Here is a 25,520-nt window from a genome sequence, read left to right as displayed (position 1 = left end):
GTGGTTAGTCCTATAGAAATAGATATCTTTTTGAATTGAATATGAAATAGCTAAACTTACTAAACATACTGGGCATTGTAATAGAATTTTAGTTATCTATCTTGGTAAGTGTGCAAAATGGTCCTCACCATAAAAGAAAATAAATGAGAATACAAATGTCAAACTGTTACATAGCAATATTATTTACTCGATTGGCGCAATGCTATGATGAAATCACTCTAGCATGAAATGCGATGTCAAAAAGAATCTGCCAAGCGAGAGTATCTAATATCGTTCAATGGCAAAGCAGTGTAATAACAATATCATTCAATAACAATAAAAGTGAGCCCAATCATGTCCCAGAAAAATGATACTACTGAACCAGAGGCACCACAAGCGGTCAGTTCGCAGTTTAGTGAGCAAGTCGTCGAGGAGCGCCTAACGCCCAATCCTTTGAGTCAGTTTTCTATGGATAAGGGTGCACTTAGGCTCGCCTTGGTTACAGCACAGTACGCACTGAGAGCCACTCGGCAACAGACACCGCCAACGCTTAATAAGCCAACAGGGCTGCTGGTACTCGTCAATGGGATGGAGCAGGCAGGCAAGGGTACTGCCGTTAAGCAATTGAGGCAATGGGTCGATCCAAGATTGCTTAAAGTTGAGGCGACCGTTGGTCATGCGCCGCTAAGCTATCAGCCTATTTGGCAAGTTCATACTGGCGCGATGCCGCGCCATGGTGATGTGATGGTTTATTTTGGTAATTGGTATGCTGACTTGTTATACAACGTCATGCGCATAGCAACATCAAATAATGAAGATAAAAAGAAGCAATCGAAAAATCAAAAACATATCGATAAAAATGCCCTTCCTATTGCGAAATGGCAAGCCTATTTACAGCAGCAATTAGCTGAGCTCAAAGCATTTGAGCAAGATCTTATAGCCAATCACACTAAGCTACTGAAATGCTGGTTCCATGTGGATATAGAAACACTGCATAGCCGCCTACAAGATAGTGAGGCTGATCCGCAGTTTTTGTATCAAATTGACTGGAACAGCAAAAAAGTGATCGAAAAATTTAACGAGGTTGCAGCCACTCTTTTACGGCAACAAGATGACTGGATCATCATTGATGGTGATGATAAATCAGCAGCGGCTGATAATTTTTGTCATGAAGTCCTACATGCGATGCAAATGGCGCTCGTCAGTAGTCGTACCAGTACAACCGAATCTACAGAAAAAAAACCACCGTCCAAGACGAAAAAATCCAAATTAAAAGTTGAACAGGCGCCGTTTGAGCCGGTAAAGATACTGAAAAGCTTGACCAATATTGATGATTCAAAGATCAGTAAGTCTGAATATAATGATGCTTTGGCAAAGAAACAAACACGCCTCGCTGAATTACTACGGGCGCGTCAAGGTCGTCATGTTGTCTTTGCCTTTGAAGGCATGGACGCGGCTGGGAAAGGAGGCGCAATTAAAAGGCTAGTTGCCGCACTCGATCCACGTGAATATCAAATTTACAATATCGGCGCACCGATGTTATACGAGACTCAGCATCCTTATTTATGGCGCTTTTGGACAAAGTTACCTAATGAGCAAACAAACCATGTTAGCCGTATCGCTATCTTCGATCGCACTTGGTATGGGCGCGTGCTGGTTGAACGTATTGAAGGGTTTGCCACCGATGAGGAGTGGCAGCGTGCCTATGATGAAATCAATCGTTTTGAATCAGACTTAGTAGAGGCTGGGACACTGGTCATCAAATATTGGTTAGCTATTGATAAAAAAGAGCAGCTAAAACGATTCGAAGCCCGCCAAGATACACCGCACAAGCAATTCAAACTCACTGATGATGACTGGCGCAATCGTGATAAATGGTCAGATTACGTGCAATCTGCAGCAGATATGCTGGCACGCACCGATACAAAAACAGCGCCATGGTGTATTATCGCGACCAATGAAAAGCGACAAGCGCGTTTGGACGTCTTAGATCATGCTATACAACAATTATCGGAAGCGTCTGATGGCAAATAGCTATCAAAAAATAACTAAGATTTGCCAGTTATTTATACTTTTGAAAAACCATCCTTTCCCAATTTTGCTTAGAGAAACATACGAAATCTAATCTGTCATTGAGAAAGGATGAATTCTGTGGACACGCTCACAGTTACAAATCTTGCAATATCATTATGCATTATGTGATTATATTTAATATAATAGGGCCGCAATTGTCTTTACCCTGTCATAAAATGTGCTGACATATGCATATCTTATGATGGGTACAGATGTTTAAAAGACATTATCGCCGTATCTAGGTACTGATAAACACTGTATTGATAAAAAATGTACTGATAAAAACCGTAACATCACCAGAAAGATAAGCCGCAAGATGCTGTAATCAAATGATTGGGCAATATACTTTGCGGCTTTTTGATATGTGATGTGTTTTTACAGAGAAGCGTATCAACGCCCTGAATCAAGCATAGATGAATGATTCCAAGGTACGGCAGCAAAATCCGCTAAACATTATTGTTTAGCATTCATTGTTTAAAAAGCACGTTGCGCATTTATCATCATGTTGCTTTAGTGTGTGATCTTAAAACTCACATGTATGGCTGCGCAATGTTACTAATCGCATATAATTTCAATCAGCTTACGCAGGACGTATTAACGTATGGGTATTAGCAACAGTTCTACAGAGCCAACCCAATCAGTCGGCTCTACGAAAGTAAATCTATTTTTTGCCATTTTATTGATTGCGATGACCATCTACTTTTTGTGGTGGGGTTTAGATTACACCATGCGTCAGCAAACGACGCTGTTTATTGTAGCGACCGCGTTTGGTGTCTTTATGGCATTCAATATCGGTGGTAACGATGTCGCCAACTCCTTTGGTACTTCAGTGGGTGCAGGGACATTGACTATCCCGCAAGCATTGGGTATCGCCGCCATATTTGAGGTGTCGGGCGCTGTACTGGCAGGTGGTGAAGTAACCGATACTATCCGAAGCGGTATTGTTGATTTAGATGGCCTATCAGTTGAGCCCAACCAGTTTATTTATGTCATGCTTTCAGCGCTGATTGCGGCTGCATTTTGGTTGTTATTTGCCACCAAAAAAGGTCTGCCAGTGTCGACCACCCACGCGATTATTGGCGGCGTGGTTGGTAGCTCCATTGTATTGGGTATCACGTTAGGTGGTACTGAAATGGCGTTATCAACGGTAAGTTGGAGCAAGATTGGTACCATCGCTATCTCTTGGGTACTATCACCGTTATTAGGTGGCGTTTTGTCTTATCTGCTATACGGACAAATCAAGAAAAATATCATTGAATATAACGATAGAACAGAAGCACATATTGGTGAGCTAAAAGCCAATAAAAAAGTATTAAAGCAAAACCATAAAGAGTTTTTGGATGGTCTAACCGAGTCAGAGCAGTTGGCTTATACGTCAGCGATGTTACGAGATCAAGAAATTTATAAAGACGATGACTGTGTTGTTGAAGATTTAGAGACCGACTATTACAAAGAGCTGTATGAGATTGAGAATGAGCGCAGCAGTCTTGATACGCTAAAAGCGCTCAAGCAATGGGTGCCTACTATTGCGGCTATAGGCGGTGCAGTTATGGCCTCACTGGTTGTCTTTAAAGGTCTGAAAAACGTCAATAACGGTATGACGACGCTGCAAGGCTTTTTAATCATGGGGATGATTTCAGCCCTCGTTTGGCTTGCGACTTATATTTATACTAAGAGTATCCGTGGTAAGCACAAAGAAGATCTGACCAAAGCTACCTTTATTATGTTTAGCTGGATGCAGGTCTTTACCGCGTCAGCCTTTGCTTTTAGTCATGGTTCAAACGATATTGCCAACGCAGTTGGTCCTTTTGCTGCGATTATGGATGTCATTCGTACCAATAGCATCTCGACCGAGGCGGCGGTACCACCTGCTGTCATGCTAACCTTTGGTGTGGCGTTGATCGTTGGTCTTTGGTTCATCGGTAAAGAAGTTATTCAAACCGTCGGTACCAATCTAGCGAAGATGCATCCAGCTTCTGGATTCTCAGCTGAGCTGGCTGCTGCTGCTGTCGTTATGGGCGCATCAACGATGGGTCTACCTGTATCGAGCACGCATACCTTGGTTGGGGCGGTACTGGGTATTGGTATGGTCAATAAAGACACCAATTGGGCGCTCATGAAACCAATCGGTTTGGCATGGGTAATCACCTTGCCAGTCGCTGCCGGTTTATCAGCGATCAGTTATATTATATTGAGCAATGTTTTTTAGTATTCAGGCGATAGAGCTTCTCAATAAAGCTTATTCTAGAGCCATAAAAAACGCTTATCAGCATGATGCCGATAAGCGTTTTTTAATGTTATATGAGGGTTTACTCAGTGCCAAACTGCTGGCGTTTTTTTGCAAAAAATCGGTCCAATCTATCCATTGCATTTTCTAAATCAAGCAAGTTAGGTAAAAAAACCAAACGGAAATGATCGGGTGTGTCCCAATTAAAGCCTGTGCCTTGTACCATCAATACGTTTTCTTCGACGAGTAAGTCCATCATAAAGTCCATATCATCCGTGATGGGGTAAACCTCTGGATCCATTTTTGGAAAACAGTAAAACGCACCTTGCGGCATGGTACAAGAAATACCTTTAATCGCATTAAGACGTGACACCGCCATTTCGCGCTGTTTATATAGGCGACCTGATTCAGAGGTCAAGTCTTGCATACTCTGATGGCCGCCCATTGCTGTTTGAATAGCATATTGTCCTTGAACATTCGAGCAAAGGCGCATAGATGCCAGCATATCCAAGCCTTCAATAAAATCAGCCGCGTGTTGTTTGCGTCCAGACACCATCATCCAGCCTGAGCGAAATCCGGCAATACGGTGCGATTTTGACAAGCCATTATACGAGAGTACCAATACTTCATCGGTCAAGGTGCTCATCGGGGTATGTACATTCTCATCATAGAGGATACGATCGTAAATCTCGTCCGCCATGATGATTAAGTTGTGCTCTTTCGCGACTTCGATAATTTGTTTGAGAAGCTCATCGCTATAAAGGGAGCCTGTCGGGTTATTGGGGTTGATAACGACGATGCCTTTTGTTTTGCTAGTGATTTTAGATTTGATGTCCTCAATATCAGGATGCCAGTTGTCTTCTTCATTACAGCGATAATGTACAGCGGTGCCGCCAGCGAGGTTAGCCGCTGCTGTCCAAAGCGGATAATCTGGCATCGGAATTAGGACTTCATCGCCATCGTTCATGAGCGCTTGCATAGTCATGACAATCAACTCAGAGACACCATTGCCCAGATAGACGTCACGTACATCAACTGCTGATAACAAACCTTTGGACTGGTAATATTGCAAAATGGCTTTGCGCGCTGAAAAAATCCCTTGGGAGTCTGAATAACCCGTTGCCTCAGATAAATTCATCGCCACGTCACGTAAGATTTCATGAGGCGCTTCTAAACCAAACGGCGCTGGATTGCCGACGTTAAGCTTCAGTATTCGCTTACCCTCTGCTTCCATTCTGTTAGCAGTTTGTAGTAGGGGGCCGCGAATGTCATAGCAGACGTTTTGTAATTTATCGGATTTTTTTATGGTGTTCATAGCGTGACCATTTATCGAGTGATTGTGTGAAGTTTTATCATGATTAAAAGATGTCGTATTAGAAGATAAAATCGGTTGAGCCGTAGTTGCTTTATGGCTCGTCGAATTGAGCTCGCTTTGCTTTGTAGATGATGCTAAATCATCGGTATTAGTAGCTTCATTCTTAAGCTCACCGCGCAATAGGTAGCCTTCGCTACAACCTAAAATGCGTGCGAGTGTGGGCAGCTTCGATGAGACAATACCATTAGTACCGCGCTCCCAGTTGGAGATAGCACCGCGACTCACCTTTGCACCAGCGGCTGTCATTGCTTGTGCTAGCTGCTCAGCAGTAAATCCTTTGTCTCGGCGCAACTGCACCAGTCGCTCTGCTTGCGTGTTTTTACTATTGCTATCAGACATCGTTATTTGAGCCTTTATCAATCAGTGAACATGTAGTAGGGGAGGTAACACTAAATATTGTTTTATGACTAGCCAATGCAAGATATTATTGCATTGCAAAACATATTGCAAGAGATAGAAACGCTTTTTATAAAACGCAAGAATAACTTGCAATAGTGTCTTTTTCCCTTTCCCTTTATGCTCATATCTATAGATAAGCGAATATTATTGGCTATATTCTATTCAAAAGGTGCTGCTCAAAGCACTACAAATCATATAGCATTGGCAGTACTCTTTTTGAACATGCCTTGAATAGTGGCGCGCTAACCTTCACATATAACCCATCGTTTTCATAATAGTAGGGCGATAAAATAGTTATCAATAATAAATAATCGAATAAGGGTAAATTATGCAAGACAATCAATTAAGTAAAGAAGAAATCAGCCAATTGACCGAAGCTGACTGGAAAGAGCGTTTGAGTGCTGACGAGTATCATGTCATGCGTGAAAAGGGCACAGAGCGTCCATTTACAGGCGTTTACAACGATGCAACTGATGATGGTGTTTATCGCTGCAAAGGCTGTGGTGCCAGTTTGTTTGATTCAAGCAATAAGTTTGACGCGGGCTGTGGTTGGCCAAGTTTCGACCAAGGTGTCGATAACAGTGCGATAGACGAGCATGTTGACAACTCATTGGGTATGACTCGTACCGAAGTTACCTGTAGCAACTGCGGCGCACATTTGGGTCACGTATTCCCTGATGGACCACGTGAGACGACAGGTATGCGCTATTGCATCAACTCAGTATCTATTGATTTAGATAAGTCTGAGAAGTAAGTTCTTTATCTGATTTTAGAAGTGTGAGAGGGGAAGTACAGAGTGCTTCCTTTTAAATCGCTTCTAATATTCATATGATAAAGAAAACAGCGTTATTGAAACAAATAATCAAAATAATAAAATTCTCAAATTAAGGATAGATGATGAGTACTATTTATGATTTTACCGCTGAGCGTATGGATGGCAGCTCGCAAGCGTTTTCTGTGTATAAAGATAAAGTATTGCTAATCGTTAATACAGCAAGCAAATGTGGATTCACTCCGCAGTTCGAAGGATTAGAGTCGTTATATCAGCAGTACAAAGATCAAGGGCTGGTCGTCATCGGTTTTCCTTGTAATCAATTTGGTAGTCAAGATCCCGGTAGTAATGATGAGATAGGCGCGTTTTGTCAAAAGAACTATGGTGTCAGCTTTCCTATGATGGCAAAGACTGATGTCAATGGCGCAGACGCTCATCCTATCTATAACTGGCTCAAAGACCAAAAAGGCGGTCTACTGACAGATGGTATCAAATGGAATTTTACTAAGTTCTTAATTGATAGCCAAGGTCAAGTTATCGATCGCTATGCGCCAACGACCAAGCCAGATGCCATCAAAAAAGACATTGAGCAAGCATTAACCAATAAGTAAGTATCGAGTCTGAAAAAAATTGATTTTTGATAAAAATATAAAATCAATAAAAACATATGCTTGCTAAAAATTTCGATATAAAAGTGAAAAATATTCAAAAAAGTGGAAAATAGGGTTTGACAGCCAACTCTAAATCTATATAATACACACCCACAGCAGCAGAGCTTAGTGACAAACGTAGAGCTCAGTTGATGTTGAATAAATTGCATCGCAATTGTTCGAAGGGTGATTAGCTCAGTTGGTAGAGCGTCTGCCTTACACGCAGAATGTCGGCGGTTCGAATCCGTCATCACCCACCACTTCTTAGCAAGTGGCTAAATAAGCTAAGAGACCTAAGCAGCGGTAGTTCAGTTGGTTAGAATACCGGCCTGTCACGCCGGGGGTCGCGGGTTCGAGTCCCGTCCGCTGCGCCATATTTAAAACGAATTTAGACTTACGAGTTTAAGCAAGTTTCGCCTCAAGCATTAGATTGTTTGAGGTTTTTTTGTGTCTGCAGTTTTTGCTCAATATCATCATGTTTTAGTATATTGCAGATGAGCTCGCCACGATAGCACGATCATCAATCGAAAATCCTTTTTGCCACTATTTTCAGTGATATGAAATATAAGTAAAAATTTGCTTTAAAATTATTGGATGAATAAGTCATAGCAGGCATAAATCTCTTTATTTTCGTACGCCTTACACCGCCCATTGTTGACAGTAGTGCTGGCTGACTGATATATCTAATGGCTCAATATACATAGGTAAGTAAGGAATAAGTTTTGAATGACAGTAAAAAATTAGATGTTGATATTGGACAAGATCATATTGTGATACAGCGGCGCTATGATGCCTTGGGCGCGGTAAATGACTTACTTATCGCTATTTGGTTTCTGATCGGTAGCTTTTTCTTTTTAAAAGAATCACTGACAACGGACGGTACTTGGCTATTTATCCTTGGTAGTGCGCAGCTGCTTATAAAGCCACTGATCAAGCTGGTCAGCTTGATTCATGTCGGTAGGGTATACAAACGATCAAATCAGCGATAAGTTATAGCGTTAGGTAATACCGCGCTTGTTATAACCCATAAGCTCTAACTATAAATATAATCAATCTAACAAGTATTACTCCCAAGAACCATAGTCATTAGTGCTAGAAGTAGTTTGGCTCATTGAACGATGGTGAGTGTTCTTTGATACTTCCAAAAGAAAAAATTTCATCCAAAAATCATTGAATTATTTTAATATGTCTATATTATTGGACATATGGAAATAAATACTGCTACTGCAAGCTTTGCAGCACTTTCTCAAGACACTCGTCTAAAGGCTTTTAGGTTGCTGGTCAGCCACGAGCCTGAAGGCCTACCTGCGGGTGAAATAGCCCGTCAACTTGGCGTACCGCACAATACCATGTCAGCGCATCTAGCGGTGCTGGCACGAGCAGGGTGGGTGGTCTCACAACGACAAAGCCGACAGATTATCTATCGGGCATCGCTCTCACATATGGATAGCGTCATTCAGTTTTTACTGCAAGACTGCTGTGCAGGACATCCAGAATTATGTGCCTCACTTATCGACAGTTTAAGTGGATGCAGGGTAAATGAGTCTGCTGAGCAAAGTGATGATTAACCAATGATTGATTCAATAAACATACTTATAAAATAGGTAAGATCACGATGAAACCTTTAATTTTTCATAATCCTAACTGCGGAACCTCTCGTAATACACTTGCTATTATAAAAGCGTCAGGGGAGACGCCAGAAGTGGTGGAATATTTAAAAAATCCACCAACGCGAGCGCGTTTAGTTGAATTGTTAGACCAAATGCAAATCTCTCCAAGAGAATTACTAAGAAGTAAAGAGGCGATCAATGATGAGCTTGGCCTAGACAACCCTGAGCTCTCTGATGATCACATCATCGATGCCATGATTGCACATCCTATTTTGATCAATCGTCCGATCGTGGTGACTGATAAGGGCGCGGCGCTGTGTCGTCCTTCAGAGCGAGTGTTTGCGCTGCTAGCAAATCCAGTCAGTAGCTTTACAAAAGAAGATGGAGAGGTTATTTATCATGACAAGCACTAGAGCTGAACAAGCATCTGTGATGGAGTCTACTGCTTCAGCAAATTCTAGCTTTGACGATTTACCCAATATCGATGTCGACAATATTCAACCTATCGATATTGAGTCATTGATTGCCCCAAATGATCCACGTCATGCGCCCAAAATACTGGTGCTATACGGCTCTGTCCGCGCGCGCTCATTCTCCAGATTGGCCGCGGAAGAATCGAGTCGACTGTTACGTTGGTATGGTTGTGAGGTGCGGATGTTTGACCCTTCAGGCTTGCCATTGCCTGACGATGTAGACTCAGACCATCCAAAAGTGCAAGAACTACGAGAATTGGCACAGTGGTCAGAAGGGATGCTTTGGGTGAGTCCAGAGCGTCATGGCAGTATCACCAGTATTATGAAAGCGCAAATCGATTGGATTCCGCTGTCTCTGGGCGGCGTACGTCCGACACAGGGTAAAACCTTGGCATTGATGCAAGTCAGTGGCGGTAGTCAGAGCTTTAATACGGTCAATCAGATGCGTATTCTTGGACGTTGGATGCGGATGATCACTATCCCTAATCAATCTTCTATACCTAAAGCTTTTTTGGAATTTAATCACCATAATCGCATGGACATGTCTCCGTTATATCTGCGTCTGGTCGATGTCTGTGAAGAGTTGGTGAAATTTACTTGGCTCACACGCGGACGCTCAGCGTATCTTACCGATCGCTATTCAGAACGCGTCGAGAGTGCTGAAGAACTATCGAACCGCGTCAATCAAAAGTCGCTTTGATACGGTTATGCGAATACCGTCTCCCTAATACAATCACATTAACATTATTATCTAAGTAAGGCTGTGCCATGCTTGCGTTTGCTATTTTTGTTGTCACTCTGGTGCTGGTCATATGGCAGCCGAAAGGATTGGGTATCGGCTGTAGTGCGATGGGCGGTGCATTGGTCGCTTTGGTGTTTGGTGTGGTGCAGCTATCAGACGTCGGTATCGTGTGGGATATTGTTTGGGATGCGACCTTTACTTTTGTGGCGCTGATTATTATCTCGCTTATCTTAGATAAAGCAGGATTTTTTGGTTGGGCAGCATTGCATGTGGCAAGGCTTGGCAATGGGCAAGGGCGACTGCTTTTCCCAATGATTGTCGTATTGGGTGCGTTTATTTCTGCGTTTTTTGCTAATGATGGGGCTGCGCTATTACTGACGCCGATTGTGATTGCTATTGTGCTGCGCCTCAATTTTGCACCACCATCCGCTTTAGCTTTTATCATCGCCACGGGATTTATCGCTGATACGGCAAGTCTGCCGTTCGTTACCTCAAACTTAGTCAATATCGTCAGTGCCAATTATTTTGATATTGGTTTTGGGCGTTATGCGGCGGTTATGGTGCCCGTGAATATTGTGTCCGTATTAGCGACGCTACTGGTGTTGTGGATGGTCTATGCCCGTCATATTCCCCAGCATTATCCAGTCGATAACTTAAGTGCCCCTTCATCTGCTATTACCGACCCATTGGTCTTTCGTACCGCTTTTCCATTATTGGGCTTGCTACTGGTTGCTTATTTTGTGACGGAGCCGTTGGGGTTACCTATTTCACTTGTCACTGGCGCTATCGCACTGTTGTTAATGGCCATCGCTGGTCGGTTATGGCAAGGCGGACGCGGCGCGGTGATTTCTATAAGTGATGTTGTACGCAAAGCCCCTTGGCAAATCGTCCTGTTTTCGATCGGCATGTATCTGGTGGTATATGGTTTGGGCAATGCAGGTCTTACTGCATATGGCGCGCGCGTACTTAACTGGTTAGGAGGACAGGGCGCAGTCATTGCCACAGTAGGGACTGGGTTTCTCTCTGCTATTGTCGCCTCTATCATGAATAATATGCCAGCCACCTTAGTCGGCGCGCTTGCGATTGATCAGGCGCACGTGCCCGCTGCGACGCGAGAGCTGATGATTTATGCCAATGTGATCGGTAATGATTTGGGCCCCAAGTTTACACCGATTGGCAGTCTTGCGACTTTATTATGGTTGCATGTATTGGCAGAAAAAGACTACAAAATCAGCTGGGGACAATATATAAAAATAGGCCTGCTGATTACGCCTCCTGTGCTATTAGTGACGCTTTTGGCCTTGGTTTTTTGGCTGCCTATGCTGCCAAGCTAATCAAAGCATTAGCAAGCTTTCTTTACGAGGACGGCAATTTGATAATAGTATGGATGTTCAGCTTTATTTGGACATGATAAGGTCTAAATGTGATCAGTGTTTTACCAAAAATGAGGCCATAAAATGACAATGCTAACTGTAAAACCTACCAGTAGACCTCGTCATCATTTACTCATGCCAACACGAGGGACAGCCGTATTGGTGGCTGTGCTCCTATTTTCAGCATGCGCACAGTCTGATAATACTGATGACTTAAGTGTCGACACCAATGCTAAAGAGGCAAACGTTGAAGCGGTGTCAGAATCTACAGCCCAGACGCAAGCGAGCCAGACTGGTATTTTGAAGAATGTATCTGCAACCGTCTACAAAGACGCCAATTGTAGTTGCTGCAAAGAGTGGATAGGTCATGCACAGACACATGGCCTAAGCTCGACAGTAGAGCACCCAGCTAACTTGTCATTGATTAAAGACCGTCATAGTGTGCCTGATGAGCTACGCTCTTGCCACACGGCAGTCACGACCGATGGCTATGTGTTTGAAGGTCATGTCCCTGCTAAGTATGTGGCAGAGTTTTTGCAGAATCCACCAGAGCAAGCTATTGGCCTCGCTGTACCCGGCATGCCAGTTGGTAGTCCAGGTATGGAGTATCAAGACCAGTTCATGCCGTATCAAATTATGCAAATAAACAAAGACGGGACAAACCAAGTATATGCGGAGGTTAAGTCTATGGCTCAGCAGTTATAATTTGCCGACGATATTATTGAAGCCCAAAAACGCGAGATAAAAGAAATGCAGGCGCTTATCAAAGAATTAGAGTAAGTGTAGAATTGCCTTCAAATCTAAGCCATAAAAAAACCCCCATCAAACTGATGAGGGTTTTGGCAAATGCCATAATTGAATCTATAGTGACTCAAAACTTTTACTACTAAAATGTGGCTCTCCAACCTGGGCTCGAACCAGGGACACACGGATTAACAGTCCGTTGCTCTACCAACTGAGCTATTGGAGAATAAGCTGTAAGTAACTAATCGCTTACAACGAGCCTTAGAAGTCTCTAACGAGTTCTTGCTAAGTGGGGCGTATTCTAGCAAAGATAAAAAATACGTCAAGCGTTTTTTCTCATAATTCGTAAAAAATATCACTTTAATGATGAGAGAGAGGGTTTTTGCGGATAAATAGCAAAAATAGGCATAAAAAAACGCCACATAGAAACTACGCAGCGTCTTTTTTATTAAAGCACTTGTAAGGCTAGCGATGCTTTGTGACTTATTCGGCAACGTCCAAGTCAGCAACGGCTTTTTCGATACGTGACAAGGCATCTTTCAATGTGGCTTCATCAGTCGCGTAAGAGATACGCATATAACCACCAAGACCGAAAGCATCACCAGGTACGACCGCGACACCAACTTTTTCTAGTAACCATGCTGAAAACTCAGTACATGATGATAGGCCAGCGGCTTTAATGAGTGGTACGATATTCGGATAAACGTAGAACGCACCATCAGGGCGCAAGCAAGTGATACCTTTGATGGCGTTTAGACCATCAACAACTAAGTCGCAACGCTTCTCAAACGCCGCTACCATTGGCTCAAGTACGCTCTGATCGCCACTGATTGCTGCTGTCGCTGCCACTTGGCTGATAGAGGTTGGGCATGAAGTAGACTGTGACTGTACTTTTTTCATCGCGCCGATGAGTTTGGCAGGGCCACCAGCATAGCCAATACGCCAGCCTGTCATCGCATAGGCTTTAGACACACCGTTTAGGATAATGGCACGGTCTTTTAACTCAGGCGCTGCATTTAGAATATTGTAGAACTTATCACCCGTCCAGCGGATGTGCTCGTACATGTCGTCTGATGCCACATACACGTGTGGATGCTTTTTCAATACTTCAGCGATGGCTTTTAGCTCGTCCAGCGTATAAATCATACCAGTCGGGTTAGACGGGCTGTTCAATACCAACATTTTGGTTTTTTCAGTGATGGCTTCTTCTAGCTGCTCAGCGGTGATTTTGAAGTCTTGTTCAGCTGGGCATTTTACGATGACTGGTACGCCTTCTGCGATGATAACCATGTCAGGATAGCTCACCCAGTACGGTGCTGGGATGATGACTTCGTCGCCAGGGTTGATAAATGCTTGGGCAAGGTTAAAGAATGATTGCTTACCACCGACCGATACTAGGATTTCGTTTGACTCGTAGCTGATGTCATTGTCGCGCTTGAATTTCTCTATGATGGCTTTTTTGAGTTCTGGGGTACCATCAACAGCGGTGTATTTGGTGAAACCGTCATTAATGGCATCGATTGCAGCTTTTTTGATGTGGTCAGGGGTATCAAAATCAGGTTCGCCTGCGCCCAAACCGATAATGTCTTTGCCAGCTGCTTTTAGTTCTTTTGCTTTATTAGTAATCGCTAGCGTAGGAGAAGGTTTGATGCTATTGACGCGGTCAGACAGTTGCAACTCGCTCATGAGAGATCCTTTTTTATATGGGAGTGGGATTGGTAAAAATCGATATTAATTATATAACGCTTTTATCACTATCAGGACAAGATATCAGGCAGTTTAGATAATCGCCTCATCTTATCGTGAAGATAGCCACAATTCGATCATAAATGAGACGCTCATCCATGTCTGCGCGGCTATTTTAATATTGTAGCATGCCGATATAGCGCTGTCTTATTACCCCGATAACAAAACATTGCGGACTGTCTTGCAGCATGACTCACTGTAGAAATATGAAAACCACAGTAAAGATAAGATGCTTTTGTTGTGGCAATTGCGAAGTCACAACAATAAACCTATAGCCGACCACTATAATTATTTAGGTTTGTTAAATAAGATGGCGTATAGGTTAATGAAAACAAGCAATATAACAGAGCACAAATACGCTCAGCTAAAAGCTCGCCATCCAAATTTAAAGACAGAGCTATTCAGCTCTTTGTTGAGCGATACGCTTTTCATATTATAAGAACATTTAAAAAGGATATTTACGATGACAGACGCTACTAAAAAACTACATATTCTCATTACTGGTGCGACCTCTGGTATTGGTAACCAATTGACAAAAGATTATCTGCTAGAGGGTCACACGGTTTATGCTGTCGGCCGTGACGATGACGCGCTGGCTGAGCTCAAGTCTCTCGGCGCAGAAACGATTGATTTAGACCTGATGGATCGGGATAAAGTTATTGAAGCTTTTGAAAAGGTCGAACATGTTGATTTGGCGATTTGCGGTGCTGGCATGTGTGAGTATTTAGATATGCCAAACTTCGATAGCGAAGTATTTATGAAAGTGATGTCAGTCAATATGGGCACGTTGTCTCATGCCATTGAAGGCGTATTGCCAAAGCTCATTGCGTCTAAAGGTCGCCTAGTCGGTATCGGTTCAGCGTCTGCGTATGTGCCGTTTGCCCGTGCTGAAGCTTATGGTAGCTCAAAAGCTGCTATCCATTATCTGATGAAAACATTACAGATTAGCCTTGCACCACACGATGTGTCGGTGAGCTTGGTCGTACCGGGTTTTGTTGAAACGCCTATGACCAAACAGAATGATTTCCCTATGCCGTTTATCCAGACGCCAAAGCAGGCCAGTCAAGCCATTCGTGATGGCATAGAAAGCGGTCATGAGGTTATCGAGTTCCCAAAAAAACTAACGATGCCTCTGAAAGCATTAGGCACACTACCTGACTTGGTTTGGCAGCAAGTCAGTGAAAAGCTTAATAAAAAGTAATTTATCATTATCAACAAACCTATTATCCACTATAAAAACAGCAAAAATATAGAAGGGAATGCTTTTATGCCGTTTATTCGTTTCAAGCGTGCAAATAATCAAAAAACTGCAGACAGCAATGATGTCAAAAATGCTGACCATCAGTCAGCGCAAAAACGGATTGCTATTATCGGCTCAGGTGTGTCAGGACTGACTTGTGCGCATTACTTAGGCGCGCAACATGAGGTAACCGTTTTTGAGGCCAATGACTATATCGGCGGGCATGTAAATACCATTGATGTGGCACTACAGGACGGCAAAAAAGCAAAGACTAGTAACGTAGAGAGCAGCGCTATAGACACCGGTTTTATTGTTTTTAATGAGCGTACTTATCCCAATTTCTTCCGTTTGCTCCACGATCTGCAAGTGCCATTTCAGGCGACAGATATGAGCTTTTCTGTTAAAAATACCGCACGTCATTTTGAATACAATGGGCATACGCTCAACACCTTATTATCGCAGCGCAAAAACGTACTCAATCCGAAGTTCTGGCAATTTATCAAAGATGTCTTGCAGTTTAATAAGCACATTAAGCAGCTACGTCAAGATTATGATAATGCGCGTGCTGCGGGGCAAGACATTAGCGGACTTACTGAGCAGACACTCGGTGGTTATCTAGCACAAAAAAACTATGGTCAGCTATTTACCAATAATTATTTGCTACCGATGGTCTCAGCTATTTGGTCAACCAGTCTGGATGAAGTACAAGATTTCCCATTGGTGTTTTTTGCGCAATTCTTTGACAATCATGGCTTGCTTGATGTGGTCAATCGTCCGCAATGGTTTACGATCAAAGGTGGTTCAAAGCAATACGTTAATAAGTTGATTCCACGCTTTATCAAAGCAGGCGGCAAAGTGCGAGTCAACAGTCCAGTACAGTCTGTGACGCGTGATGGTAAGCAAGTACTCTTGACGGTGCAGAGCAAAAGTGATGCTAACAGTAGCGAAAACCTTGTATTCGATGAAGTCATTTTTGCGTGTCATGCAGATACCGCATTGAAGATTCTAAAAGATGCCAGTACCGATGAGTCTGAGGTGCTGAGTCACTTCCGCTTTACCAAAAATACGGCAGTATTGCACACCGATACGAGCGTCTTACCCAAGAAGCCACTGGCGTGGGCAAGCTGGAATTACCTTATCGATGAAAAAACTTCAGACAATGTGCCAGACAAGAATCAAGCTAGCGTAAATACACAAGCACCTGAAAAACCAGTGCTAACGTATCATATGAATATTTTGCAGCGTTTGACCAAGAAGCATAATTATTTGGTTACACTTAACCATGAAGTCGATGATAAGCAAATCGTCAAAAGCATTGATTATAGTCATCCAGTGTTCGATCTAAAAATGATTGAGGCGCAAACCAAATGGTCAAGCATCTCTGGCGCTGGGTTGCACACGCATTTTTGCGGAGCATATTGGTTCAATGGCTTTCATGAAGATGGCGTACGCAGCGGTCTACGTGTGTGTCAGGCGCTCGGCCATGATATCGATATAAAAGACGAGGTTGATCCAGCGCATTTGCCCAATGCGGATAGTGCACATACGCCGTTTCGTTATAAAGACTTGCCGATAAAGGCTGACACAAAGGCACGCAAACTTGATAAGCGTCAGGTTATCACTGCGACCACCAATCAGGAGTTGGTTGAGTATGCTGAGCGTTTACAGAGTGCGACTCATGATAGTAACCAAAATAAAAAACGTGGTTTATTTGCTCGCCGTAAAGCCAAATAGCCTTGTGAGCAATATTGCCAATTGTTCTATCATCATGTGCCGTTACCGAAGAGAGTGTCTATGACCGTGTCCACCAAACCTACTAATGATATGTCACGTCATGAGTTAGCTTGTGATACTACTGCTTTACCGCATCAATTGCTTGAGGGCACGACATGGCATAGCCGGTTGCTACCTAGTGTGAATAAGTTTGTTTATCCGTATCGCTATTGGGGTGTCAATATCAGTGCATTGGCAGCAGGGCAGACACTGCCAGAGGTAGACACGGCAGCTTTTGGTGACCATAAGGTTTTAGGCGCCTCACACCTGAACAAGATATTACCAAAAAAGTTATTAGCAAAGGGATTGCCTTTATTTTCAGCCAAGACAAAGGCGCTGCAACGATTCTGTCCTGATGATTATCTACAAAAATTCAACAGCCTAAGTAATAATGAAAGCCTAAATGACAATGAGAGCATAAGTAGCAACGAAGATATTGATAACAATTTGCGGTCTAATCAAGCATTGAAGCAGCGTTTGAGCCAAGCATTTATTAAACATGCATGTAGCGCGCCTGAAGGCGATATGGTGGGGTTACTTGTCTGCCGTAATGCGGGTATGTATTTTAGTCCAGTTAATTTTTACCTAGGGTTTGATGAGCAGCAGACGCCTACGCACTTATTGGCTGAAGTGTCCAATACACCTTGGGATAAGCGTCATTACTATGGGTTTTTGCTAGAGGGAGAGGAGACTGAGTTTTGTCATGATAAAGATTTTCATGTGTCACCTTTTAATCCTATCGATCAGCTATACCGCTGGCAGGTGACGGTAAAACGTACACAACAAGATACGGCAGATAAGCAATCAAATACGGGCTTGCAGGTTCGTATCGCTATTGATATCAGTGATGAGCGTGGTGACGTTCTAAAAACGGGTATAAAGATATCAGGGATGCCGCTGACAGAAACCATTGTTCGCAATAGCTTACGAAGAAACCCACTGATGAACATGACATCGTTAGCACGTATTTATGGGCAAGCTTTTAAACTCTATGCGATCAAAAAGGTGCCTTATATCAATTATGATGAAAAGCTAGCCGACAGTAATCAGAAAACATCTGCCTCTTTAAAAAGCGGAGCTTTAAATGATTGATAATCTAGAAATGCAAAAACCAGCAATACATTTTATATAGTCAATTTCAAAATAAAAGAACCTAAACAAGGACAACCATACGATGTCAGTACGACCGACCGACCGAGCACCAGTGACAAAATTAGAGAAATTAACCGCTCGCATGAGTAAGGTGGTTAACGAAAGTGCCGTACTACAACCCGTCAGTGACGGCGTGAATCATTTAGCCAGAAAACTTATATTTCGTGCATTACAGCATATCCAGTTTGGCAGTCTTACTTTGATTGAGACATTCGGTAAACAAGAATCTAAGACAACTAGCTTTGGTATTGTCGCCCCTAGCGTGGCAAGTAGTTCGGCGGTTGGTCGTCATCCTCTGCATGTCACGCTGCGTATTCATGATAATGCTGTGTATCGTCAACTGCTATTGGGTGGCTCTATCGCTTTAGCAGACAGTTATATCGATGGCGAATGGGACACGGATGATTTGACAGGCCTGATTCGCTTGGCGGCGCGTAACTTGGAAGTGCTCAATAAGTTAGAAAACCGTTTTGCAGGTATCAGTAAAGCATTTGAGAAAGCGAAGCATCAGCTGCGTGGTAATGATAAATCTGGTTCTAAATCTAATATCCTAGCGCATTATGATTTGGGCAATGATATGTATCAGCGTTTTTTGGACGATACGATGATGTACTCGTCAGCCGTATATCCGATGCCTGATGTGACGCTTAGCGATGCTCAGCAGCACAAGCTATCGCTCATATGTCAGCGATTACAGCTGAGTGCTAATGATAATGTTATTGAAATTGGTACAGGCTGGGGTGGTTTTGCGATTTATGCAGCTACCCATTATGGTTGTCATGTGACTACTACTACGATATCTGATGCGCAATATGATGAGGCGCAACGAAGAGTCGAAGCGGCAGGATTGTCTGATAAGATCACATTGCTCAAACAAGATTATCGCGAATTGACGGGGAAATACGATAAGCTGGTCAGTATTGAGATGATTGAGGCGGTGGGACATGAGTACTTGCCAACGTTCTTTGCCAAGTGTAATAGCTTGCTCAAGCCGACAGGTCTTATGGTATTGCAGGCCATCACTTTTAACGATCAGAATTACCAAGACTATATCGATTCAGTCGATTTTATCCAAACGCATATATTCCCAGGCGGTTGTCTGCTCTCAAACCAAGAGCTCACTACCCAATTCACTGAGCAGACTGACATGGTCGTCAAGCAACTACATGATTATGGCTTTGATTATGCATACACGCTTCGTGATTGGCGTGCTGCATTTCTGGCCCAGTGTGCAGAAATTCAAGCGCTTGGCTATGATGATGCCTTTATCCGCCTATGGGAATTTTATTTCTGTTACTGCGAAGGGGGATTCTTGGAGCGTACCATCGGTGTGGTTCAAGTCACTGCGGTGAAGCCTAACAATATCGACACGCTGCATTTTTCTGATTTGCCAAGTGCGGTCTTGGAGAACGAAACGGTTTCGAACGATGAGACGACCTTTCATGACGCAGATATGGCAGACACAGCGTCAGTATAAGCTAGGTGATATAGATATGGTTTGTTCATAACATTCATAGGGTCTCATACTGCATAAACAGTTTGAGACCCATATGTTGAGATGTTGTACATTGAAAGGTTATATCTTGAATGGTTCTATGATGTTTGCAGGGCACGCTTATCGCGCAGGCCTGAATAGCGTGTTACCGCTAGTGCCATTAAAGAGATGACAGCACCGATCCAAGCTGTGTCTTGCAGTGACATATTTTCAACCACGCTACCACCGATGATAGAGCCTAGTGCAATACCGATATTAAATGCAGCAATGTTCAATCCAGAGGCAACATCGACAGCGTTTGGCGTATACTTTTCAGCTTGTTTGACCACGTAGATTTGTAGGCCCGGTACGTTACCAAAGGCAAAAGCACCCCATACCAAAATAGTCAGCACCGCGGCAATCTTGGATTGCATAGTAAAGGTGAACAGTAAAAGAACGACACTTAGGGCGCTAAATATAATGCTAAGCGCACTAATAGGGCCACGTTTATCTGCAAGTTTGCCGCCCCAAATATTACCGATAGCAACGGACACGCCATATATGAGCATGATAAGACCAATGGCTGATGGCGCAAATTTGGTTTGCTGTTCTAAGATAGGTGCTAAGTAGGTAAATGCCGTAAATGTACCGCCATACCCAAGGATCGTCATGAGATAGACCAGTAGTAATTGTGGTTTTACAATGACTTGTAATTGCTCTTTGAAGGTTGCAGGGATAGATTTTTTTAGGTTTTTTGGTACTAATATCGCGCTACCTATTAAAGCGATTAAACCTAGTGCTGAGACGACCAAAAACGTAGCGCGCCAACCAAAATGTTGACCAATCCATGTGCCAAGAGGTACGCCAGTGACGAGCGCTACAGTAAGTCCTGTAAACATAATGGCAATTGCGCTGGCTTCTTTTTCTTTACTGACAAGGCTGGTAGCAATCATGGAACCAATAGAGAAAAACACGCCATGCGCCAGACCGGTCAAGATACGGGCAAGTATTAAGGTTTCATAACTGGGTGCCTGCCAAGCCAGCAAGTTGCCGATGACAAATAGACCCATTAGGCTCATCAGTACTATTTTACGATTCCAGCGACCAGTGAGCGCGGTGAGGATAGGGGCACCGATAGCGACACCGACAGCATATAGGCTGACGAGCAACCCTGCTGAAGGCAAGCTCACGCCCAGATCGGTGGCAATAGTTGGTACCAATCCAACGATGACAAATTCGGTTGTCCCAATTGCAAATGCGCTCAGAGTAAGCGCCCATAAAGCGAGTGGCATAACGACATCCTAATAATTAAATGATGTGCGTAGTTTGACGGATTTATAGTTTGCAAAAAACAGCACAAATGACAAAATACCTTTGTCAATTTTGTAAAGGTCATTACGATGATGGGACATGCTAAAACAGAAGATATAGAGATATTTTTGACGGTAGTGGATACGGGTAGCTTTACTGGCGCTGCCAACTTGCTGAATCAGCAAGTCGCTAAAGTATCTCGTGCTGTGTCCAGACTCGAAGATACGCTGCAATGTACGCTGCTAAATAGAACGACACGGCGCTTGGAGCTGACGGAGGAAGGGCATATTTTTATTAAATATGCGCGTGAGGGTTTAAATACGTTATATACCGGTGAAGAGGCGATTAAGCTGTTAAAACAAGCGCCGAGTGGGCATCTACGAATTGACGCTGCGAGTCCGTTTGTATTGCATCAGCTGACGCCTTTGGTTGGTGAGTTTGTGCAGCAGTATCCGCATATCACGCTTGATTTGATCTCGCATGACAATATCATCGACTTGCTTGAGCATAAGACGGATTTGGCTATCAGAATTGGCGATTTAAAAGACTCAAATCTACATGCGCGTCTATTGGGTAAAAGTAAGCTGCGGCTATTAGCCAGTCCTGAATATTTATATCAGCATAATGAAGTAGCTCATATTGATGATTTAAGCACTCATAAATTAATTGGCTTTAACGATGCATCAAAACTAAATAGTTGGCCACTCAAAACACCAGTGAAACTGAACTTTCATATGACTGGCAGTAGCGGCGAGACCTTGCGTCAGCTGTGTTTAAATCATCAAGGTATCGCTTTACTGTCACATTTTATGATTGGTGAAGACTTGAAATCTGGACGATTGGTTGAGGTGTTGCCTGAGGCGATAGTCAGACCAAACAATCGCGAAGCCATACAGGCCGTATATTACAAAAACAGTGCCGTATCATCGCGTATTTTAGCATTTTTAGACTTTATTCAGCCACGACTGACATTATAAGTTTTATTCGTCTTTATTCATTTTATAAGGGGTATTATCATGGGTTATGTTTTTATTTATCTCGCTGCTGTGGTCATCTTTTTGGGCGTGGATGCTGTTTGGCTGACGACCATGAAAGGGGCTTTTTATGAGTCGCGTATTGGTCATCTATTGGCGGATGAGCCAAATATGATGGCTGCTGGCGTGTTTTATATGTTTTATGTCTTGGCACTCTGCATATTGATTCTATATCCACAAATCAAAGCAGGTGCATCGGTTGGTCATATTTTCTTACTTGGTGGTTTGATTGGCTTGATGGCTTACGGTACATATGACTTTACTAACTTGGCTCTATACAAGGGCTTTACGCTAGATACAGCGCTCGTTGACTTTGTATGGGGCGGTGTTTTAACGGGTTCGGTTAGCGCGATTGTCGCTTGGCTTGCTTATCGTTTTCATTGGTTGAGCTAACCAAGATCGCCCTTATTCATAAAAGCTGGCCCTATATAGCTTTGATTTACATAACCTAGACCGATTAGAGACACAGGGCTGTTTGCGCTATTTGGTATCCTACTGTATAAATGGTAGGCACAACAAATAAGTGTCAAACCATTTAAGGAACGTTATGCCGCAATACAATACCAGCTCGACTGCCAAAAAAGCCCCATTGAACCATGAGCTGTACATGTCGATTCTGATGACGCCTGATATGGCAAACTTCATTGGTAACGTACATGGTGGCGATTTGCTCAAGATGCTCGACCAGGTCGCTTACGCCTGTGCCAGTCGCTATAGTGGTAACTATGTAGTGACATTATCGGTGGATCAGGTCATGTTCCGTGAGCCAATATATGTGGGTGAACTGGTTACCTTTGCGGCTAGTGTCAACTATGTCGGCACCACGTCAATGGAGATAGGTATTCGCGTCGAAGCAGAAGACGTACGTGCTCGAAAGGTCCGCCATACCAATAGCTGTTACTTTACAATGGTTGCTATTGACGATAATGGTAAACCAACCGCTGCGCCGCCACTTGATATAAAAAGTAATCTACAGCAGTGCCGCGCTGATGCTGCAAAAGAGCGAAAAAAACTGCGAATGGATAGTTCACATCGTCCCAGTTGTGATCTTGAAACAATGAATAGCAAGTTTGATGAAGCTGAAGATAATGCTAAATAAGCTAGCAATTTTAATTATCAACTTTTGGCTGGTTAATAACCAACACCTTATACAACGACTCACTAAAAAGACACTGATATTATAAAGCGCTTACTTTAAGCTGATGGGTATTTCAAGCCATTCGTCTATGGTGAATATATTCACTATCAACGTGTTATTCCAGTGAGTTTAGTATGAGTCTAAAGCCATCCGTTGGTAATCCCCAACATCATTCGTCAGCTCCTTCTAAAGTGCCAAGTCATCGTGCGCGCGGAGCTGGCAATTTGACAGCCCTTAATGATTCTGAATTAAAGCATACCCTTAACCAAAGTCCTGAAACCAACGATGAGCATTCAGGCTCGCTCATTACAGTGTTGATTGCCGTTGGTGCCAATCTCATTATCGCCATTGCAAAAACAGTGGCCGCCTTTATGACAGGATCTGCCTCCATGATTGCTGAAGCAGCTCACTCATGGGCAGATGCGGGCAATGGTACGTTACTGATTGTCGCAGAAAAAAAATCTGTCAAACCTGCTGATAAGAGCCATCCATTAGGCTATGGCAAAGAATCCTATGTCTGGTCAATGATTGCCGCTTTTGGTGTATTTACGGCAGGCTCGATTGTGTCTATTTATACGGGCATTAAAGAGTGGAATGCTACTGAATCTGAGACCAACTATACAATTGCTTTTATCGTTTTAGCAGTAGCGTTTGTACTTGAAGGGTTTTCGCTAGTTCAGGCCTATAGACAAAGTAAGAAGCATGGTGAGGCGCTTGATATTAGTGCGCTTGGCTATGTGGTAGATACCTCTAATCCTACATTGCGCGGTGTGTTCTTTGAGGATTTAGCTGCCGTTATTGGTTTGGTGATTGCCGCCGCCGCTATGGGCATGCATGCCTATACTGGAGAGGCTTATTGGGATGCGCTTGGTTCTATCATTGTAGGCTTACTACTGGGTGTGGTCGCGATATTTTTGATTAGCCGTAATCGTGATTTTTTGGTGGGGCATAGAGTCACTGACCGTATGCATGAATACGTCTTGAGCGAACTGCTAAATCATCCAGATATCGATAGTGTCTCTTATCTGCATTTAGAGTGGGTTGGTCCTAAGAAGATATTTATGGTCGCCGCGGTGGATATCGCAGGTAATCAGAAAGAAGAGCATATCGCTCAAAAGTTTGAAGAGATTGAAAATCTGTTCCGAGATAACCCTGTATTCCAAGAGGCCATTTTAACACTGTCGGCGCCAAATGCTGATATTCTGAAATTAGAAGATATTTGATCTATATAGCAAGTCAATGAAAGAGAATACAGTAGACGGATTCATTGATAGCAAGCGGATCGTTGAATATTCGATACGTTATGCATTGTGTAAGATAAAAAAAAGCCGTCAATAATGACGGCTTTTTCTGTTCGTAAATATGAATCTAAACATTCATTAATTCACGAATTTTTATTTCTTTGGCGCATTCGCACCGATGAACCAAGCATCTTTATCGATGATACGGCTAGCTTCAGTGAATAGGTCAGCGGTATCTTCATCACCAGCGTCACCAGCAGTAGCGATAGCTTCTCTTAATGCCTCTGCTACTTTTTTGTAGCGACTAGTTAGCTCGCGTACGTGTTGATCTACTTCAGTAATGTCAGTTGGGTAATCATCTAGAATAGACTCTTTTACCACACGACTTGCTAAGCCGTTTGGTTGGCCACCCAAAATCACAATACGCTCAGCGATAGTATCTGATACTTCAAGGATACGATCTGACGTTTCGTCTAATAACTGATGCACACCGATGAAACCAGTACCTTGTAGGTTCCAATGGCACTGTTTGCCATCTAAGGTTAGATCGATGACGTTTGCTAGGTTAGCGTTTAACAAATCAATCATTTTTTTGGCGGTATCGTCTGAAATTCCACTTGCGTAACGTTCTCTCATATTTTACTCCGTTATTTATTTAAAATTATTATATTGAATGAAAAGTTCAATGTATTGTTATTAGTCTTTTACTCTTACTTGATGACAATCAATCCGAAATAAACGATATAAAAAATATCTCTATCAATCGGCTGAAGGTCGCCTGCTTGTTAATTCATGATCGATAATAGCAGCTTAAATCGATGTTGGAACCCCTGAGTGTTAGGCTTTGTTAGGTGGTCGTGTAACGGGTTTGTTAACCGTGAAAATCTTTGTAAATTTATCAAAGTCTGTGTGCGTTTTTTATAACAACAGCAGGTTTATTTATCGATAAATAGTATCTTTACAGACTTATATAGTATCTTTACAGACTTATATT

At 43.0% G+C, this 25,520-nt stretch carries 22 protein-coding genes, 3 tRNA genes and 1 pseudogene; 20 read left to right on the top strand and 6 right to left on the bottom strand.

Going from position 1 to position 25,520, the window contains the following annotated elements:
- The first annotated feature begins 333 nt into the window (after positions 1 to 333).
- Positions 334 to 2,013, top strand: a complete 1,680-nt coding sequence (locus JMX83_RS01495) for an ATPase (RefSeq protein WP_201598443.1) — start codon at positions 334 to 336, stop codon at positions 2,011 to 2,013.
- A gap of 640 nt (positions 2,014 to 2,653) precedes the next feature.
- On the top strand, positions 2,654 to 4,261 hold the full coding sequence (locus JMX83_RS01490; RefSeq protein WP_201598442.1) for an inorganic phosphate transporter: 1,608 nt from the start codon (positions 2,654 to 2,656) through the stop codon (positions 4,259 to 4,261).
- Between the two features lie 100 nt (positions 4,262 to 4,361).
- Here JMX83_RS01490 and JMX83_RS01485 read toward each other — a convergent pair whose 3' ends face one another.
- Entirely contained in the window at positions 4,362 to 5,594 is a 1,233-nt protein-coding gene (locus tag JMX83_RS01485; RefSeq protein WP_227675662.1) for an aminotransferase class I/II-fold pyridoxal phosphate-dependent enzyme, read from the bottom strand.
- A 161-nt stretch (positions 5,595 to 5,755) separates the two neighbouring features.
- Positions 5,756 to 5,993: pseudogene (locus tag JMX83_RS15420) on the bottom strand (helix-turn-helix domain-containing protein); the annotation flags it as partial.
- A 388-nt stretch (positions 5,994 to 6,381) separates the two neighbouring features.
- On the opposite strand from JMX83_RS15420, the gene msrB reads away from it, so the two are divergent.
- The 10 genes from msrB to JMX83_RS01435 all read left to right on the top strand — a co-directional run bounded on the left by msrB (position 6,382) and on the right by JMX83_RS01435 (position 12,378).
- Positions 6,382 to 6,807 (top strand): peptide-methionine (R)-S-oxide reductase MsrB, encoded by a 426-nt coding sequence (msrB, locus tag JMX83_RS01480; RefSeq protein WP_201598436.1) that lies wholly within the window; start codon positions 6,382 to 6,384, stop codon positions 6,805 to 6,807.
- A gap of 143 nt (positions 6,808 to 6,950) precedes the next feature.
- A complete protein-coding gene (locus tag JMX83_RS01475) occupies positions 6,951 to 7,436 on the top strand; it encodes a glutathione peroxidase (protein ID WP_201598434.1) in 486 nt (161 codons plus the stop codon).
- A 223-nt stretch (positions 7,437 to 7,659) separates the two neighbouring features.
- Positions 7,660 to 7,735 (top strand) — tRNA-Val (locus tag JMX83_RS01470).
- A 37-nt stretch (positions 7,736 to 7,772) separates the two neighbouring features.
- Positions 7,773 to 7,849 (top strand) — tRNA-Asp (locus JMX83_RS01465).
- Positions 7,850 to 8,197: 348 nt separating this feature from the next.
- Positions 8,198 to 8,464: a YrhK family protein gene (locus JMX83_RS01460; protein ID WP_201598432.1), complete on the top strand. Its 267-nt coding sequence runs from the start codon at positions 8,198 to 8,200 to the stop codon at positions 8,462 to 8,464.
- A 216-nt stretch (positions 8,465 to 8,680) separates the two neighbouring features.
- Positions 8,681 to 9,043 carry an ArsR/SmtB family transcription factor gene (locus tag JMX83_RS01455; RefSeq protein ID WP_201598431.1) on the top strand — a complete coding sequence of 121 codons (363 nt, stop codon included), beginning with the start codon at positions 8,681 to 8,683 and terminating at the stop codon, positions 9,041 to 9,043.
- A gap of 47 nt (positions 9,044 to 9,090) precedes the next feature.
- Positions 9,091 to 9,498 carry an arsenate reductase (glutaredoxin) gene (arsC, locus tag JMX83_RS01450; protein WP_201598430.1) on the top strand — a complete coding sequence of 136 codons (408 nt, stop codon included), beginning with the start codon at positions 9,091 to 9,093 and terminating at the stop codon, positions 9,496 to 9,498.
- Positions 9,499 to 9,517: 19 nt separating this feature from the next.
- Positions 9,518 to 10,258 (top strand): arsenical resistance protein ArsH, encoded by a 741-nt coding sequence (gene arsH / locus JMX83_RS01445; protein ID WP_201598541.1) that lies wholly within the window; start codon positions 9,518 to 9,520, stop codon positions 10,256 to 10,258.
- 68 nt (positions 10,259 to 10,326) lie between these two features.
- A complete protein-coding gene (locus JMX83_RS01440; protein WP_201598429.1) occupies positions 10,327 to 11,634 on the top strand; it encodes an arsenic transporter in 1,308 nt (435 codons plus the stop codon).
- 123 nt (positions 11,635 to 11,757) lie between these two features.
- Entirely contained in the window at positions 11,758 to 12,378 is a 621-nt protein-coding gene (locus JMX83_RS01435; RefSeq protein ID WP_201598428.1) for a DUF411 domain-containing protein, read from the top strand.
- A gap of 189 nt (positions 12,379 to 12,567) precedes the next feature.
- Here the strand turns inward: JMX83_RS01435 and JMX83_RS01430 are convergent.
- Both JMX83_RS01430 and JMX83_RS01425 read right to left on the bottom strand, forming a co-directional pair.
- A tRNA-Asn gene (locus tag JMX83_RS01430) sits at positions 12,568 to 12,643 on the bottom strand.
- Between the two features lie 257 nt (positions 12,644 to 12,900).
- Entirely contained in the window at positions 12,901 to 14,103 is a 1,203-nt protein-coding gene (locus JMX83_RS01425) for a pyridoxal phosphate-dependent aminotransferase (RefSeq protein ID WP_201598427.1), read from the bottom strand.
- A gap of 523 nt (positions 14,104 to 14,626) precedes the next feature.
- On the opposite strand from JMX83_RS01425, the gene JMX83_RS01420 reads away from it, so the two are divergent.
- The 4 genes from JMX83_RS01420 to JMX83_RS01405 all read left to right on the top strand — a co-directional run bounded on the left by JMX83_RS01420 (position 14,627) and on the right by JMX83_RS01405 (position 19,805).
- Positions 14,627 to 15,364 carry an SDR family NAD(P)-dependent oxidoreductase gene (locus JMX83_RS01420; RefSeq protein WP_201598426.1) on the top strand — a complete coding sequence of 246 codons (738 nt, stop codon included), beginning with the start codon at positions 14,627 to 14,629 and terminating at the stop codon, positions 15,362 to 15,364.
- Positions 15,365 to 15,430: 66 nt separating this feature from the next.
- Entirely contained in the window at positions 15,431 to 17,137 is a 1,707-nt protein-coding gene (locus JMX83_RS01415) for an NAD(P)/FAD-dependent oxidoreductase (protein WP_201598424.1), read from the top strand.
- Positions 17,138 to 17,197: 60 nt separating this feature from the next.
- Positions 17,198 to 18,268: a DUF1365 domain-containing protein gene (locus tag JMX83_RS01410; protein ID WP_201598421.1), complete on the top strand. Its 1,071-nt coding sequence runs from the start codon at positions 17,198 to 17,200 to the stop codon at positions 18,266 to 18,268.
- 82 nt (positions 18,269 to 18,350) lie between these two features.
- The gene (locus JMX83_RS01405; protein WP_201598419.1) at positions 18,351 to 19,805 is read left to right on the top strand and encodes an SAM-dependent methyltransferase; all 1,455 of its coding nucleotides are present in this window, start codon (positions 18,351 to 18,353) and stop codon (positions 19,803 to 19,805) included.
- Positions 19,806 to 19,921: 116 nt separating this feature from the next.
- Here JMX83_RS01405 and JMX83_RS01400 read toward each other — a convergent pair whose 3' ends face one another.
- Positions 19,922 to 21,094 carry an MFS transporter gene (locus tag JMX83_RS01400; RefSeq protein ID WP_201598418.1) on the bottom strand — a complete coding sequence of 391 codons (1,173 nt, stop codon included), beginning with the start codon at positions 21,092 to 21,094 and terminating at the stop codon, positions 19,922 to 19,924.
- Positions 21,095 to 21,202: 108 nt separating this feature from the next.
- Between JMX83_RS01400 and JMX83_RS01395 the strand changes: the two genes are divergently transcribed.
- The 4 genes from JMX83_RS01395 (at position 21,203) to JMX83_RS01380 (ending at position 24,508) form a co-directional block, all read left to right on the top strand.
- Positions 21,203 to 22,090 carry a LysR family transcriptional regulator gene (locus JMX83_RS01395; protein WP_201598417.1) on the top strand — a complete coding sequence of 296 codons (888 nt, stop codon included), beginning with the start codon at positions 21,203 to 21,205 and terminating at the stop codon, positions 22,088 to 22,090.
- A 39-nt stretch (positions 22,091 to 22,129) separates the two neighbouring features.
- The gene (locus JMX83_RS01390; RefSeq protein ID WP_201598416.1) at positions 22,130 to 22,540 is read left to right on the top strand and encodes a DUF2177 family protein; all 411 of its coding nucleotides are present in this window, start codon (positions 22,130 to 22,132) and stop codon (positions 22,538 to 22,540) included.
- Positions 22,541 to 22,694: 154 nt separating this feature from the next.
- Positions 22,695 to 23,246 carry an acyl-CoA thioesterase gene (locus JMX83_RS01385; RefSeq protein ID WP_201598415.1) on the top strand — a complete coding sequence of 184 codons (552 nt, stop codon included), beginning with the start codon at positions 22,695 to 22,697 and terminating at the stop codon, positions 23,244 to 23,246.
- Between the two features lie 173 nt (positions 23,247 to 23,419).
- A complete protein-coding gene (locus JMX83_RS01380) occupies positions 23,420 to 24,508 on the top strand; it encodes a cation diffusion facilitator family transporter (protein ID WP_201598414.1) in 1,089 nt (362 codons plus the stop codon).
- A gap of 171 nt (positions 24,509 to 24,679) precedes the next feature.
- Here the strand turns inward: JMX83_RS01380 and dps are convergent, their stop codons facing one another.
- Positions 24,680 to 25,162 (bottom strand): DNA starvation/stationary phase protection protein Dps, encoded by a 483-nt coding sequence (gene dps / locus JMX83_RS01375; RefSeq protein ID WP_201598413.1) that lies wholly within the window; start codon positions 25,160 to 25,162, stop codon positions 24,680 to 24,682.
- Positions 25,163 to 25,520: the final 358 nt, after the last annotated feature.

This window comes from Psychrobacter piscatorii (assembly GCF_904846415.1).
GTDB lineage: Bacteria > Pseudomonadota > Gammaproteobacteria > Pseudomonadales > Moraxellaceae > Psychrobacter > Psychrobacter piscatorii.
The sequence above is the reverse complement of the archived record's forward strand: the minus strand, read 5'-3'. Positions and strand labels throughout refer to the sequence as shown.

Bases quoted from the DNA above. Each gene is read 5' to 3' on its own strand.
- JMX83_RS01495 (WP_201598443.1), top strand. From the start codon at position 334: ATGTCCCAGAAAAATGATACTACTGAACCAGAGGCACCACAAGCGGTC.
- JMX83_RS01490 (WP_201598442.1), top strand. From the start codon at position 2,654: ATGGGTATTAGCAACAGTTCTACAGAGCCAACCCAATCAGTCGGCTCT.
- JMX83_RS01485 (WP_227675662.1), bottom strand. From the start codon at position 5,594: ATGAACACCATAAAAAAATCCGATAAATTACAAAACGTCTGCTATGAC.
- msrB (WP_201598436.1), top strand. From the start codon at position 6,382: ATGCAAGACAATCAATTAAGTAAAGAAGAAATCAGCCAATTGACCGAA.
- JMX83_RS01475 (WP_201598434.1), top strand. From the start codon at position 6,951: ATGAGTACTATTTATGATTTTACCGCTGAGCGTATGGATGGCAGCTCG.
- JMX83_RS01455 (WP_201598431.1), top strand. From the start codon at position 8,681: ATGGAAATAAATACTGCTACTGCAAGCTTTGCAGCACTTTCTCAAGAC.
- arsC (WP_201598430.1), top strand. From the start codon at position 9,091: ATGAAACCTTTAATTTTTCATAATCCTAACTGCGGAACCTCTCGTAAT.
- arsH (WP_201598541.1), top strand. From the start codon at position 9,518: ATGGAGTCTACTGCTTCAGCAAATTCTAGCTTTGACGATTTACCCAAT.
- JMX83_RS01440 (WP_201598429.1), top strand. From the start codon at position 10,327: ATGCTTGCGTTTGCTATTTTTGTTGTCACTCTGGTGCTGGTCATATGG.
- JMX83_RS01435 (WP_201598428.1), top strand. From the start codon at position 11,758: ATGACAATGCTAACTGTAAAACCTACCAGTAGACCTCGTCATCATTTA.
- JMX83_RS01425 (WP_201598427.1), bottom strand. From the start codon at position 14,103: ATGAGCGAGTTGCAACTGTCTGACCGCGTCAATAGCATCAAACCTTCT.
- JMX83_RS01420 (WP_201598426.1), top strand. From the start codon at position 14,627: ATGACAGACGCTACTAAAAAACTACATATTCTCATTACTGGTGCGACC.
- JMX83_RS01415 (WP_201598424.1), top strand. From the start codon at position 15,431: ATGCCGTTTATTCGTTTCAAGCGTGCAAATAATCAAAAAACTGCAGAC.
- JMX83_RS01410 (WP_201598421.1), top strand. From the start codon at position 17,198: ATGACCGTGTCCACCAAACCTACTAATGATATGTCACGTCATGAGTTA.
- JMX83_RS01405 (WP_201598419.1), top strand. From the start codon at position 18,351: ATGTCAGTACGACCGACCGACCGAGCACCAGTGACAAAATTAGAGAAA.
- JMX83_RS01400 (WP_201598418.1), bottom strand. From the start codon at position 21,094: ATGCCACTCGCTTTATGGGCGCTTACTCTGAGCGCATTTGCAATTGGG.
- JMX83_RS01395 (WP_201598417.1), top strand. From the start codon at position 21,203: ATGATGGGACATGCTAAAACAGAAGATATAGAGATATTTTTGACGGTA.
- JMX83_RS01390 (WP_201598416.1), top strand. From the start codon at position 22,130: ATGGGTTATGTTTTTATTTATCTCGCTGCTGTGGTCATCTTTTTGGGC.
- JMX83_RS01385 (WP_201598415.1), top strand. From the start codon at position 22,695: ATGCCGCAATACAATACCAGCTCGACTGCCAAAAAAGCCCCATTGAAC.
- JMX83_RS01380 (WP_201598414.1), top strand. From the start codon at position 23,420: ATGAGTCTAAAGCCATCCGTTGGTAATCCCCAACATCATTCGTCAGCT.
- dps (WP_201598413.1), bottom strand. From the start codon at position 25,162: ATGAGAGAACGTTACGCAAGTGGAATTTCAGACGATACCGCCAAAAAA.